The 13600-nt window shown below is 48.4% G+C and carries 10 protein-coding genes and 1 pseudogene; 6 read left to right on the forward strand and 5 right to left on the reverse strand.

Annotation, left to right across the window (positions count from 1 at the left end; translation table 11 throughout):
* Both GY683_RS00090 and GY683_RS00095 read left to right on the forward strand, forming a co-directional pair.
* Positions 1 to 391: pseudogene (locus GY683_RS00090) on the forward strand (glycerophosphodiester phosphodiesterase); the annotation flags it as partial.
* A 118-nt stretch (positions 392 to 509) separates the two neighbouring features.
* Positions 510 to 2660: a M3 family metallopeptidase gene (locus GY683_RS00095; RefSeq protein WP_297286820.1), complete on the forward strand. Its 2151-nt coding sequence runs from the start codon at positions 510 to 512 to the stop codon at positions 2658 to 2660.
* A gap of 36 nt (positions 2661 to 2696) precedes the next feature.
* Here GY683_RS00095 and GY683_RS00100 read toward each other — a convergent pair whose 3' ends face one another.
* Positions 2697 to 3272, reverse strand: coding sequence for an NUDIX hydrolase (locus GY683_RS00100; RefSeq protein ID WP_297286821.1), 576 nt, complete (start codon positions 3270 to 3272; stop codon positions 2697 to 2699).
* Positions 3273 to 3320: 48 nt separating this feature from the next.
* Here GY683_RS00100 and GY683_RS00105 point away from each other — a divergent pair, with 48 nt between their 5' ends.
* Positions 3321 to 4085 (forward strand): CoA pyrophosphatase, encoded by a 765-nt coding sequence (locus GY683_RS00105; RefSeq protein ID WP_297286822.1) that lies wholly within the window; start codon positions 3321 to 3323, stop codon positions 4083 to 4085.
* Here GY683_RS00105 and bioD read toward each other — a convergent pair.
* The 4 genes from bioD to nadD all read right to left on the reverse strand — a co-directional run bounded on the left by bioD (position 4082) and on the right by nadD (position 7244).
* On the reverse strand, positions 4082 to 4753 hold the full coding sequence (bioD, locus tag GY683_RS00110; protein ID WP_297286823.1) for a dethiobiotin synthase: 672 nt from the start codon (positions 4751 to 4753) through the stop codon (positions 4082 to 4084). The two genes, GY683_RS00105 and bioD, sit on opposite strands and share 4 nt — an antisense overlap.
* Positions 4750 to 6057, reverse strand: coding sequence for an adenosylmethionine--8-amino-7-oxononanoate transaminase (gene bioA / locus GY683_RS00115; protein WP_297286824.1), 1308 nt, complete (start codon positions 6055 to 6057; stop codon positions 4750 to 4752). The genes bioD and bioA overlap by 4 nt, the downstream gene beginning before the upstream one ends.
* A gap of 87 nt (positions 6058 to 6144) precedes the next feature.
* The gene (gene rsfS / locus GY683_RS00120; RefSeq protein WP_297286825.1) at positions 6145 to 6528 is read right to left on the reverse strand and encodes a ribosome silencing factor; all 384 of its coding nucleotides are present in this window, start codon (positions 6526 to 6528) and stop codon (positions 6145 to 6147) included.
* A 47-nt stretch (positions 6529 to 6575) separates the two neighbouring features.
* Complete coding sequence (gene nadD, locus GY683_RS00125; protein ID WP_297286826.1) at positions 6576 to 7244, reverse strand: nicotinate (nicotinamide) nucleotide adenylyltransferase; 669 nt, start codon at positions 7242 to 7244, stop codon at positions 6576 to 6578.
* Between the two features lie 115 nt (positions 7245 to 7359).
* Here nadD and uvrA point away from each other — a divergent pair, with 115 nt between their 5' ends.
* From uvrA to GY683_RS00140, 3 genes are all read left to right on the forward strand, one after another.
* Positions 7360 to 10227 (forward strand): excinuclease ABC subunit UvrA, encoded by a 2868-nt coding sequence (gene uvrA, locus GY683_RS00130; protein ID WP_297286827.1) that lies wholly within the window; start codon positions 7360 to 7362, stop codon positions 10225 to 10227.
* A 163-nt stretch (positions 10228 to 10390) separates the two neighbouring features.
* Positions 10391 to 11125, forward strand: a complete 735-nt coding sequence (locus GY683_RS00135; protein ID WP_297286828.1) for a single-stranded DNA-binding protein — start codon at positions 10391 to 10393, stop codon at positions 11123 to 11125.
* 249 nt (positions 11126 to 11374) lie between these two features.
* The coding region (locus tag GY683_RS00140; protein ID WP_297286829.1) for a nitrate reductase subunit alpha at positions 11375 to 13600 on the forward strand (2226 nt) is incomplete at its 3' end.

A 13600-nucleotide genomic window follows, 5' to 3' on the forward strand; every position in this document is an offset into this window, starting at 1 on the left:
TGCCAATAGCGCCAAAGACGGCAAGAATTTCGATCCGCAAAATCCCGCCACTTGGAAATATGATTTAGCAGAATTAAAACAAAAAGGCATTCAAAATCTTGCGACTGCCACATGGATGTTGGTCACCAATAAAGGCGGTGAGCTGCAGATGAGCGAATTTGCCAGACAGGCCAAGGCGCATGGTTTTGGGCTTGTGACATGGACGGTTGAGCGTTCATATCCGCTATCATCTGGCGGTGGCTGGTACTATACAGGCATACATGACATCACGAATAACGATGGTGACATGTATAAATTGATTGATGTGCTGCATAAAGAGGTTGGGGTTAAGGGCATCTTTTCGGATTGGCCTGCTAGCGTAACTTACTACGCCAACTGCCGTGGTATATAATGCTTTGTAGCATGTCGCACCGCCTATGATGGGCGGTGTTTTTATTAATGGCTTGACTTGATGGTGAAGTTTGCATAAGCTAACCAGATTCACTCAATGATATTAATAAGGAGAGTTTATGGAGCGCCGTCGTTTTTTGCAGTTCGGACTGGGGACTGCACTTGCCATGAGTTTGCCTAAGTTTGGCATGGCTAATTCTGTACCACTTGTGCTAAGTGAGTCATTGCAGGGCAATCCTTTATTGAACTTTGATAATTTGCCTGATTTTACAAAGATCACTCCTGAGCACATCAAGCCTGCCATTAACTATCTGATTGAATATAACACCAACGCCGTTAAGACATTAACAGCGCAAGACGTCATCACTTGGCAGAATTTCTATGCGCCACTAGAAGACGCGCAGAATAAGCTTGAACGTGCATGGTCGGCGGTCAGTCAGCTGCATTCGCTAAAAAATTCTGATGCGCTGCGTGCTGTATTTAATGAAGCTAAGCAAAGCCTGACAGAGTTTGATACGTGGTTTGGGATGTATCGACCACTTTATGAGGCCTTTAATAAGCTAAAACAGGGCAAAGAGTACGCCTCTTATTCCAAAGCTCAAAAAAAGGCGATTGATAATGCGCTGCTTGATTTTAAGTTGTCGGGCGTGACGTTAGAGGGTGAGGCTGCTGAGCGTTATGCCAAAATCTCCGCCAGGTTGTCGGAGCTTGGCACGCAGTTTGGCAATAATGTGCTGGATGCTGAGATGGGTTTTGAGATTGTCATTGATGATGAATCAAGACTGGCAGGGCTTAGCGACATCGCCTTGGCAAGTGCTAAGAAAGCAGCTGAATCTAAGGGCGTTGCAGGTTATCGCTTCGGACTCGACTATCCAAGCTATGCCGCCATCGTTACCTATGCTGATGATCGAGCATTAAGACGACAAATGTTCGAGGCGTATCGCACTCGCGCATCCGATCAAGGACCTAATGCTGGCAAGTGGGACAATACATCCATCATGAATGAGCTGGCAGAACTAAGGCTGGAGCGCGCCAAGCTTTTAGGATTTAATTCACATGCCGAATATTCGCTTGCCAAAAAAATGGCAGAAGGCCCAGCACAAGTGTTAGAGTTCTTAAATGATTTATTGGCAAAAACACACGACAAATCTAAAGCAGAAGTCAAAGAATTAGAAGCATACGCCAAACAAAATGGCCTGTTGGCAGAATCTGACACGCTAATGCCTTGGGATTTTGCTTATCTGTCTGAGAAGTTAAAACAAGAACGCTACAGCATTGACAAGGAGGCGCTAAGAGTATATTTCCCTGTTGATCAGGTGCTGTTGGGTATGTTTGAGCTGACCGAGCGTCTGTTTGGCGTTCGTGTGCGTGAAAAGACGGGCGTGCCTGTCATCCATGACGATGTAAGATTCTTTGAATTATTCAAGGGTGGCAAGCACATCGCGTCTTTTTATTTGGATTTATTTGCGCGTGAGAATAAGCGAAGTGGCGCTTGGCACAGCAGTGTGATTGGGCGTTATAAGACGAGCGATGGCGAGATCCAGCTGCCAGTCTCGATGCTTGTATGTAATTTTGGCGGTGCCAGCGATGATAAGCCGGCGCTACTGTTGCATGGCGAAGTGGAGACCTTGTTCCATGAGTTCGGGCATGGGCTGCATCACATGCTGACTAAGGTTGATGTGCAGGCGGTGTCAGGCATTAATGGCGTGGCGTGGGATGCGGTGGAATTTCCCAGTCAGATGCTTGAGAATTGGACGTGGGATGTGGATACGCTTGCGCTTATTTCTAAGCATTACCAAACGGGTGAATCACTGTCAACAGACATCATTGACAAGATGCTTGAAGCTAAGAATTATCAGTCAGCGACCAATATCATTCGTCAGCTTGAATTTGGCTTGTTTGATTTTAGGTTACATTCTGAATATCAGGCGGGCGATCACGGCGCGATTGCAAGAATTCGCGAGGACATTCGTCAGAATATCTCTGTGATGAATGACCCTGAGTGGATTCGTACGGGGCATAGTTTTAATCATATTTTCTCAGGTGGCTATTCGGCGGGCTATTATAGCTACCTATGGTCTGAGGTGCTTGCCAGTGATGGCTTTACCCGATTTGAAAAAGAAGGGCTATTCAACCGCAAGACAGGGCAAGATTTTGTGGATGCCATCTTGTCCCAAGGTGGGTCGGATGAGCCGATGGCGCTATTTGAGAGATTTATGGGTAGGAAGCCTGATGTCACGGCCTTATTAAAATCAAGAGGCATCGTCTAAAAATAAAAACCACAGGAGTGATTCTGTGGTTTTTATTTATTTTACAAGGTGGGTGTCAATACAGATCTCATGCAGGGGATAATTGCTAAAGTCATCACTGTCTTTGCCTAATTTTTCCAATGCTGCTTTATCTGCCAAATAATGCTCAATGGTCTGCTTGACCGTCTCAAACGCCAAATTTTCCATGTCTATTTCATCAGGGGAAAATAGTCCGCATTCTAAGCTTTCACTACCAACGCCAAATTTACCGTCTTGTAAGTTGGCAAGATACATGGCGTGAATCTGCCCTAAGTTTGGCAGGTCAAATAGGGCGTATAGTTTCAAACCAATTGCCATGCCCTCGGCTTCTTCGACCGTTTCACGTTTTGCGCCGTCCGCCATGGTTTCGCCATTTTCCATAAAGCCCGCTGGCAGCGTCCATAGCCCATAGCGTGGCTCAATGGCTCGGCGACACAGTAGGATTTTGCCTTGATGTAAGGCAAGCACGCCGCAAATCATCTTTGGATTCTCGTAATGAATATAACCGCAGGACGTGCAGACTAGGCGTAGACGAGTGTCGCCGTCTGGTATGGTGTGGGTGGCGGGGTGACCGCATTGTAAGCAAAAGGACATGATGATATGATAGGGTAAATAGGGTCAGTTTAAATGAAAATAAGCAAAATGACAAATGATTTTATGAATGATAAAGACAGCGTATTTATAGATAAACAAACGGTAAATTTACCAATATCGCACCGCTTTTATACGCTCGCCCAAGCCCTAGCGGACTATCAGGGCGTGGATATTTTGCCTTATACGGATAACAACGAGCTTTTGACGGGGCTGGTGCGTGAGGGTGCGATAAAGCATTATCAAAAATTATTAAATGACAGCCCACCCCCGCAGGCGTGTGTGCTTATCGTTATCACGGACGAACCTACGCCAAAGCTACTTTTGACAAGGCGGTCAAATCGTCTTAGTAGCCATGCAGGGGAAGTGTCCTTGGTCGGTGGTAAACGAGATGACACGGACAAAAGCTCGGCAGAAGTTGCCCTGCGTGAAGCGTGCGAAGAGGTGGGGCTTGTTGGAGCGGACGCCCAGATTTTGGGGTATTTGCCGATGCAGATTTCCAAAAAGGGCTTACTGGTTCGTCCTGTAGTCGCCTGTGTGGGGGCGGAGGTGGTGGATAAGCTCGTCCCCAGCGAGGACGAGATAGCTCGGCTGTTTTGGCTACCCTTTGATGTGCTATATGGCACGCCTGTGGATTTTGTCTTTGACCGCCAAATCACGAATAGTACCGCCAAAATGCATACCCCTGCATGGGTCTATGACTGCGATGATGACGGTATACCCGAAGTGGTGTGGGGGCTGACAGGGCGGATACTATCAAGCCTTATGGAGATTGGTTTTGGGGTGGGGCATGAGTGGTATTATAAGATTGTCTAAAACCTATCCGCCACTTTATCAAATGCCATGATTTGCCCGCCATCAAGTCGCAAAAATAAGGCGGTGGGGTAATTTTCTCTCACATGGTTTTGCAAAAAGTTTAGCGTATCGGCACTGATGTCGCCATCAGTATCAAAATGATGATTAAACACCACCGCAAAGAGTCTAAGCCCCCGAGCGTGTATCGCCTCTAAGGTCAGTAGGGTGTGATTGATGCTACCTAAGCGAGCCGATGTAACCACAATCACAGGATAGTCGTGCGTGGCGATATAATCTAGTGTCAAGATATGGTCATTTATCGGTACAAGCACACCGCCTGCCCCTTCTAGTAGCACGATGTTAAAGCGTTCGTTCAGCTTGTCGGTGGCGTGCGTGATGTCGTCTAGATTTATCGTACGGTTTTCTAGGCGTGCCGATAGGTGGGGACTGGCAGGCTTGACAAAGGTCAGGGGGCAAGTCGTGCCGTCTGTGTCCACGTCCATGAGTGGCACATTCATGAGAGTGCGATGGGTTCTGATGTCATCGGCTATCGGTGCGGTAACGCCTGTCTGTATCAGCTTTTGGGTGATGACCGATTTGCCAGATGACAGCAAGTGGCGAGCCAAAATGCCCGTGGCGTACGTCTTGCCGATGTCGGTGTCTATGCCTGTGATGAATAGGGTGGTCATGGCGTGTTTCCTTGAAAATACTCTTTTAAAAGCCTAATAAGCCCACCACACAACTCCCCTAGCTCTTCATCGCTCATCACATACGCTGGCATTAGATACACAAGTTTGCCAAAGGGTCGCACCCAAATGCCGTATTTTGGCAACAGTGCCTGAAAAACGGGCATAGTTATCGGCTCTTTCATCTCAATCACGCCTATCGCCCCAAGCACTCGTACGTCCGCCACTTGTTGCCATGATGTTAATGGCGACAGGTGGGCGGAGAGTTTATCCTGCATACCACGAGCGACAGTTGGGCTATCCATAGCCAGTACCATATCAATGCTCTTACACGCCACCGCACACGCTAAGGGATTACCCATAAAGGTCGGGCCATGCATGAGAGCAGGGTAGGGGCTGTCATGAATGGTATTTGCCACTTTATCGGTGGTCATGGTTGCCCCAAAGCTCATATAACCGCCTGTCAATGCCTTGCCAAGCGTCATGATGTCAGGGCAAATACCTGCATGATTGACCGCAAACATCGCCCCACTTCGCCCAAAGCCTGTGGCTATCTCATCACAAATCAGTAGCACGTCATAATACTGACAAAGGGCGTGCAAATGCAACAGATATTCAGGCGAATAAAACCGCATGCCCCCTGCTCCCTGTACGATTGGCTCAATGATAAAGCCTGCCAATTTGTCATGATACCGCCCAAAAAAGTCGTCCATCTGTCGGCGTGTCGTCTCATCAAGGGGCGCATCAAAGCCCATCGGTGGCGAGGGTAAAAAATACTGCACAGGAAGCTGTTTGCCATAGATGGCGTGCATACTGTTTATGGGGTCGCAGACGCTCATGGCGTGCCAAGTATCACCATGATAGCCTGAGTGTGTGCTACCAAAGGCGTTTTTGTGGGGCAAACCCCTTGCCAATTGGTATTGTAATGCCATTTTTAGGGCGACTTCTACCGCCACACTGCCACTGTCGGCATAGAATATTTTGGTTAAGTTTTTGGGCGTAATGCCAAGCAGTCTTTGACCAAGCTTGATGGCAGGCGTGTGGGTCAGCCCACCAAACATCACATGACTCATTTTGCCAATTTGTGCCATCACCGCCTGATTTAGGGTGGGGTGATTATAGCCGTGAATGCTTGCCCACCATGAGGACATACCATCAATGAGTGCCGTGCCATCTGCCATATATAGGCGTACACCATCGGCATGACTGATAAGATGATTGGCATAAGTGGGGGGCAAACTGGCATAAGGGTGCCAAAGGTGGGTGCGGTCAAAGCTGATAAGGTCGTCCAAATCCATGCGTGTCATTTTCCAAATTTTAAATCACTTATTATAAAAGATTTTCGGTAAATAAAAAACCGCCCTAGTGAGTTAGGGCGGTTTAGGGTGTATGAATTATGCTTTTTGGACAGCCAAAGCTTGCAGGGCTTCTGGTGATGACCAAAGACCTTCTAGGTCATAGAATTCGCGAGCCTGCGGGGTCATGATGTGCACCACAACCGCGCCCAAGTCCACCAACGTCCAGTCGCTGTCTTTATCGCCTTCACGGCCCAGTGGCATCAGACCTGCTTCTTTGGCAGCGGCGCCGAGCTTGTCAGCAAGCGCTTTAACGTGGCGTTTTGAGGTGGCGTTAGCGATGACGATGCGCTCGGCAACTTCAGTCAAATGCTCGACCGTCATCACGGTGATTTCTTTGGCTTTTAGGTCATCCAGAGCTTCGGTGGCAAGTTTGATTTGCTCATCTAGGCTTAGGTTTTGAGTGTTTTGTTTGTTGGTCATGTGTTTAATCGACTTTCGTGTTGAATAACTGATTATTATAGCATAATTTAGGCATAAATGGCGTGTTTGTCAATATAATCCAGCACGCTTTTTGTCAAAAACTGCCTTGCCTTTGGATCGCGATCTGCCAATAGCTTACGAACCATGGATGATGACATGGCGGTGATGGGCGTGTTGTCTTGATAGATTCTGCCGTTTTGGGACAAAAATTCACCCAAATCATCCGTTAAATTTTCTAATACTTGAGTGGACAAATCACCGACAGGCTCAAAATCACCGCGCATGAATGCCCAAATATTCACAAAATCCAAAATCTCATCGCCGTCTTTCCAAGTAGGTAGGGCGTGCAGGCTGTCTTGTCCCATGATAAAAATCAGCCGATCATTGGGGTAAATTTGGCGTAGATGGCGGACGGTATCGATGGTATAGACGGGCGGTGTCTGAGCCAGCTCGTGCGTGTCGATATTAATAGGCGTGCCTTGGGTGGCTAGGCGTAGCATCTCGAGGCGATGAGCATCTGCCGTGGGTTTGTCCTTAAAGGGGTTGCCTGCGGTGGGCAGTAGACAGACATCAATCTTAGCAAATCGACCATGTGGATCATTCTGGATGAATTGGCTAAGCGTCTGATGCACGTGTGTCGCCATCTGTAGATGTGACAGATGGACAGGGTCGAATGAGCCGCCAAGAAAGGCGCGAATGGTAGGAGCTGTGGTCATGTGGTTAAGTCAAAAAATTTATGGATATTATACTTAAAATTCGCTTTAAATTAAGGATTTTTAACCCCATATAGCTAGGAATTTAATATTTTTTTAACAATAATAAAGGCACATCATGGCACACGAATACATCAGTATCAAAGGGGCAAAAACCCACAACCTAAAAGACATCAACGTGGATATTCCGCGAGACAAGTTGGTCGTAATCACGGGTTTGTCAGGTTCGGGCAAATCATCGCTGGCTTTTGATACGCTCTACGCCGAAGGGCAAAGGCGTTATGTGGAGAGCCTGTCTGCTTATGCTCGCCAATTTCTAAGTCAAATGGAAAAGCCTGACGTGGATAGCATTGAAGGCTTATCTCCTGCCATTGCCATTGAACAAAAATCCACCAACCACAACCCCCGCTCCACAGTCGGCACGATTACCGAAGTGTATGATTATCTGCGTTTACTGTTTGCTCGTGTCGGCACGCCCCATTGCCCCGAACACGGTCTGCCGATGGTCGCCCAAACGGTGAGCGAAATGGTGGACGACATTCTTGCCAAGCCTGACGGCACACGGCTCATGCTTCTTGCCCCTGTCGTGCGTGAGCGTAAGGGCGAGCATATTGCCCTATTGGAGAGCTTACAAGCACAGGGCTTTACCAAAGTTCGCATTGACGGGGTGGTCTATGACATGGACGAGTTGCCAACCCTTGCCAAAACGCATAAACACACCATAGACGTGGTGGTGGATAGATTTAAGGTGCGAGATGATTTGGGTAATCGAGTGGCGGAGAGTTTGGAGACCACGTTACGGCTAGGCTCGGACATTGCCATTTTGCACAACATGGATGATGAGAGCGAGACCGTGCTGTCCGCCAAGCACTCTTGTCCTGCCTGCGATAGGGCGGTGAGTGAGTTGGAGCCACGCCTGTTTAGCTTTAACAATCCTGCTGGGGCGTGTCCGTCTTGTGATGGGCTTGGCAAACGCCAGTATTTCTCCGCCGAACGTATCGTTACCGAACCTGCCAAGTCCTTAAATCAGGGGGCGATACACGGTTGGGACAAACGCCATGCGTATTATTTTGGGCTATTGACAACCGTTTGCACGCATTTTGGCATTGACATGGATAAGCCGTGGCAAGACTTAACCAAAAAAGAGCAAACTATCATTTTAAACGGCTCGGGCAAAGAAAAACTGACCTTTAATTTTACCGATGAGCGTGGGCGTAAAACAACCAAAACCGTGCCATTTGAAGGGATTTTACCGTACCTAGAACGCCGTTATCACAGCACCACAAGCAACATCGTGCGAGATGAGCTTGCCCAATATTTATCTGATACCACTTGTAATGTCTGTAATGGCGTTCGCCTAAACGACATCGCCCGTAACGTCAAAGTGGACGGACGGGGCGTGGGCGACATCATTGCCCTGCCGATAGGGCAAGCGTGGGAATATTATGAAAACCTGCACATCGGCGGACACAAAGGCGAAGTGGCGGATAAGATTTTTAAAGAAATCCGTGAACGTTTGGGCTTTTTGACCAAAGTGGGTTTAGAATACCTAACCCTTGCCCGCTCTGCCGAGACGTTATCGGGTGGGGAAGCCCAGCGTATCCGCCTAGCCAGCCAAATCGGAGCGGGGCTTATGGGGGTCATGTATGTGCTTGATGAGCCGTCCATTGGCTTGCACCAACGAGACAATGACCGCTTGTTATCTACGCTGACTCACCTACGAGACCTGGGCAATACCGTTATTGTCGTGGAGCATGACGAAGACGCCATTCGCACCGCCGACCACATCATTGACATTGGCGTGGGGGCAGGCGTGCATGGGGGGCGTGTGATTGCCACAGGGACGGCAGATGAGATTGCCAAGAATGACAACTCATTAACAGGGCAATATTTATCCGGCAAAAAACGCATTGAAATCCCAAAAATCCGCCACAGTGCCAAAACAGGCGAGATTAAAAAAGGCAAAAAAACCATTACCGAACCCCTATATATCCGCCTAGACGGAGCAAAGGGCAATAATTTAAAAAATGTCAATCTGCAAATCCCAATCGGTGTCATGACCTGTATCACAGGCGTGTCGGGTTCGGGTAAATCCACGCTCATCAACCGCACGCTCATGCCACTGTCTGCCACGCACCTAAATAACGCAACCACGCTTGTGCCTGAGCCGTATGACAAAATCACAGGGCTTGAACACCTTGATAAAATGGTGGACATAGACCAGTCGCCAATCGGTCGCACGCCACGCTCCAACCCTGCCACTTATACGGGCGTGTTTACGCTCATCAGAGACCTATTTACCCAGACCCCCGAAGCTCGGGCAAGGGGCTATAAGGCAGGGCGGTTTAGCTTTAACGTCAAGGGCGGTCGCTGTGAAGCCTGTCAAGGGGACGGCATGATAAAGGTGGAAATGCACTTTTTGCCCGATATGTATGTGCCGTGCGATGTCTGTGCAGGCAGTCGCTACAACCGTGAGACCCTAGAAGTCCACTACAAGGGCAAATCTATCTCGGACGTGCTTGCCATGACGGTAGAGGATGCCTTGGCGTTTTTTGAGGCTATTCCTGCCATTCATCGCAAATTAGAAGCTCTTATGCAGGTGGGCTTGGGCTACATTCAGCTTGGGCAATCCGCCACGACATTGTCAGGGGGCGAAGCACAGCGAGTTAAGCTCGCCAAAGAGCTTGCCAAACGAGACACAGGGCAAACGCTTTATATCCTAGATGAGCCGACCACAGGCTTGCATTTTGAAGACATTGCCAAACTGCTTGACATCTTGCACGCCTTGCGTGATAAGGGCAACACGGTGGTGGTCATTGAGCATAACCTAGACGTCATCAAGACCGCTGACCATATCGTCGATTTGGGTTATGAAGGTGGCTCGGGTGGGGGCGAGATTGTCGCCACAGGCACGCCCGAACAAGTGGCACAAGACGAAAAGTCGCACACCGGAAGATTTCTGCGTCCGATGCTAAATATGGACTAAAAAAGTGATAAAAAGCCATCCATTGTGTGGATGGTTTTTTATTTGGCTTACAAAATACTTTTTGCTATTTTTAATAAAATTGGTTAAAGTAGGCACACAGACTTAATGTGATAACAAGAGCGGTCTGTACGGAAATTTAATTAAATGAGTGAATGAGTTTATTATGAGTAGCGTAAATAAAGTAATTATTGTAGGTCGTCTGGGTAATGATCCTGAAGTACGTCAATTCCAAAACGGTGGCGGCGTTACCAACATTTCGGTAGCGACATCAGAGCGCTGGACGGATAAGAACACCGGCGAGCGCAAAGAACAGACCGAATGGCATCGCATCAGTTTATTTAATCGTTTGGGCGAGATCGCCGCTCAATATCTGCGTAAAGGCAGCATGGTATATATCGAAGGCAGCCTACAGACCCGTAAATACACCGACCAACAAGGCATCGAGCGCTACAGCACTGAGATCCGCGCTTCAGAGATGCGCATGCTAAGCTCGAACAATGAGCAGGGCGGCGGTTATGGCAACCAAGGCGGCAATAATTACGGCAATAATTTTGGTGGTTATCAAAACCAGAACAACCAACAATGGGGCAATAACCAGAACCGCGGTTTTAATCAAAACCAAGGCTATCAGCAGGGTCAAGGTTTTAATGATTATAATCAGGGCGGTCAAGATGGCTTTGGCGGTCACCAAGGTGGTAACTTCGGTCAAAACCCGAACGCGCAAGTTCAAAACGGCTTTGCTGGTCAAACTCCTGCTCAGTCGCCCAGACCAACTCAGAACAACATGGCGACTAATAACTCATTTGGCGCGCCATCTGCAGCACCAAAAGCAGAATCTGCACCACCTGCGGCCAAGCCTGCGGCATCAAATGTTGAAGATGATGACATTCCATTCTAAGTTAGTTTTTTAAGTTTAAATTAATAAAAACAGTCCTTAGTGGGCTGTTTTTTTGTTTATTATGGTTTGATTTGGCTGATGAATTGATAAATATCAAGCCCGCAAATTGACCAAAAACCTATACCTACCCCCTTGGTATTATCCCCCCTAGCCGTCAAGTTAATACCTTAATTTGGTGGTTTCCTTTATAGTAAGCTCATCAATTTAGCCAAAAACTTTTTAAGTTTAGCCAACCCACAAGGGGGATTTATGAGCCATTTATTAGACCAATTCCGTTTTTTTAAGAAAAAAACGGGCGAATACGCTGACGGACACGGCGAGATTCGTGATGAAAACCGTGATTGGGAGAACAGCTACCGCAGTCGTTGGCAGTTTGACAAAGTCGTCCGCTCAACTCATGGCGTGAACTGTACAGGCTCATGCTCATGGAAAATCTATGTCAAAAACGGACTGGTAACGTGGGAGACTCAGCAAACCGACTACCCACGCACTCGCCCAGACCTGCCCAACCACGAACCTCGTGGCTGTCCCCGTGGTGCGTCTTATAGTTGGTATATGTATTCTGCCAACCGTGTCAAATACCCCAAAGTGCGTAAACCCTTGCTAAAACTTTGGCGTGAAGCCAAGGCGACCCACAAAAACCCTGTGGACGCATGGGCAAGTATCGTAACTGACCCAGCCAAGACCGAGCAGTACAAATCCAAGCGAGGCATGGGGGGCTTTGTTCGCTCGTCATGGAATGAAGTAGTGGAAATCATCGCCGCCGCCAATATCTACACCGCCAAGACCTTTGGTCCTGACCGTATCATTGGCTTCTCACCCATTCCTGCCATGAGTATGATTAGCTATGCCGCTGGCTCTCGCTATTTGTCGCTTATCGGTGGGGTGTGTTTGTCGTTTTATGATTGGTATTGCGATTTGCCACCTGCATCTCCGATGACTTGGGGTGAGCAGACAGACGTGCCAGAAGCTGCCGACTGGTACAACTCTGACTACATCATCGCATGGGGGTCAAACGTACCGCAGACCCGTACCCCTGACGCTCACTTTTTTACCGAAGTGCGTTATAAAGGCACAAAAACTGTCGCCATCACCCCTGACTATGCCGAGATTGCCAAGCTGTGCGACCTATGGCTAAACCCAAAACAAGGCACAGATGCAGCGTTGGCTCAGGCGTTTTGTCATGTGATTATCAAAGAATTTTATCTAAAAAACCCGAGTGCCTACTTTACCGACTATGCCAAACGCTACACCGATTTGCCCATGCTGGTCATGGTCGAAGGCGAAGGGCAATCGGCACGAGCAGGGCGGTTCCTTCGTGCGTCTGACTTGGTGGACAATCTAGGTCAAGACAATAACCCCGAGTGGAAAACCATCGCCATCAATAATAATGGCGAGCTGGTGTCGCCTTATGGGGCGATTGGCTACCGTTGGGGCGAGAGCGGTCGTTGGAACTTGGAGAACAAAGAAGGTACAAACAACACAGATGTCGATTTGACCTTGACCCTAAAAGGCTCAGGCGAGACGGCAACGGTTGGCATGGACTACTTTGGCGGTGATGAACATCCTTACTTTACCGCCGCCGAAGGGGATAATATCCAGTACAAAAATGTGCCTTGCAAAACGCTTACACTAGCCAATGGCGAAACAGTCAAAGTGGTAACAGTGTTTGATTTAATGCTTGCCAATCTTGGCGTGGACAATGGCGTGGGCGGTCAGCACGTAACTGATGATTATAATGATGACACCGTGGCAGGTACCCCTGCTTGGCAAGAGAAAATCACAGGCGTAAGCCGTGAAAAAGTCATTCAAATCGCACGTGAATTTGCCGACAATGCCGACAAGACTCATGGCAAATCGATGGTCATCATCGGGGCAGGCATGAACCACTGGTATCACATGGACATGAACTACCGTGGCGTTATCAATATGCTTATGCTGTGTGGCTGTATCGGTCAGACAGGGGGCGGTTGGGCTCACTATGTCGGTCAAGAAAAACTAAGACCGCAGACAGGCTGGGCTCCTGTTGCCTTTGCCCTAGACTGGCACAGACCGCCACGCCACATGAATGGCACGAGCTTCTTTTATAATCATTCAAGCCAATGGCGACACGAAAAAGTCTCGGCTCATGAGATTCTATCGCCACACGCTGATAAATCAGAGTTTCCTGAGCATATGCTTGACTACAACGTGCGAGCCGAGCGTGCAGGCTGGCTACCGTCCGCCCCACAGCTTAATATGAACCCCTTGGAGCTTGGTCGTCTTGCCAAGTCATCAGGGCAGGACATCGAGAGCTATGTTGTGGATAATTTGGCAAATGGTAATGTGCGTTTTGCTGCTGAGTCGCCTGACAATCCTGCCAACTTCCCAAGAAACCTATTCATCTGGCGGTCAAATCTGCTTGGCTCATCGGGCAAGGGGCATGAATATATGCTTCACTACCTACTAGGCACCAAGCACGGTATCCTAGGCGAA

The sequence above is a fragment of the Moraxella sp. genome (genome assembly GCF_024227015.1).
In the GTDB taxonomy this organism is placed as follows: Bacteria; Pseudomonadota; Gammaproteobacteria; order Pseudomonadales; family Moraxellaceae; genus Moraxella.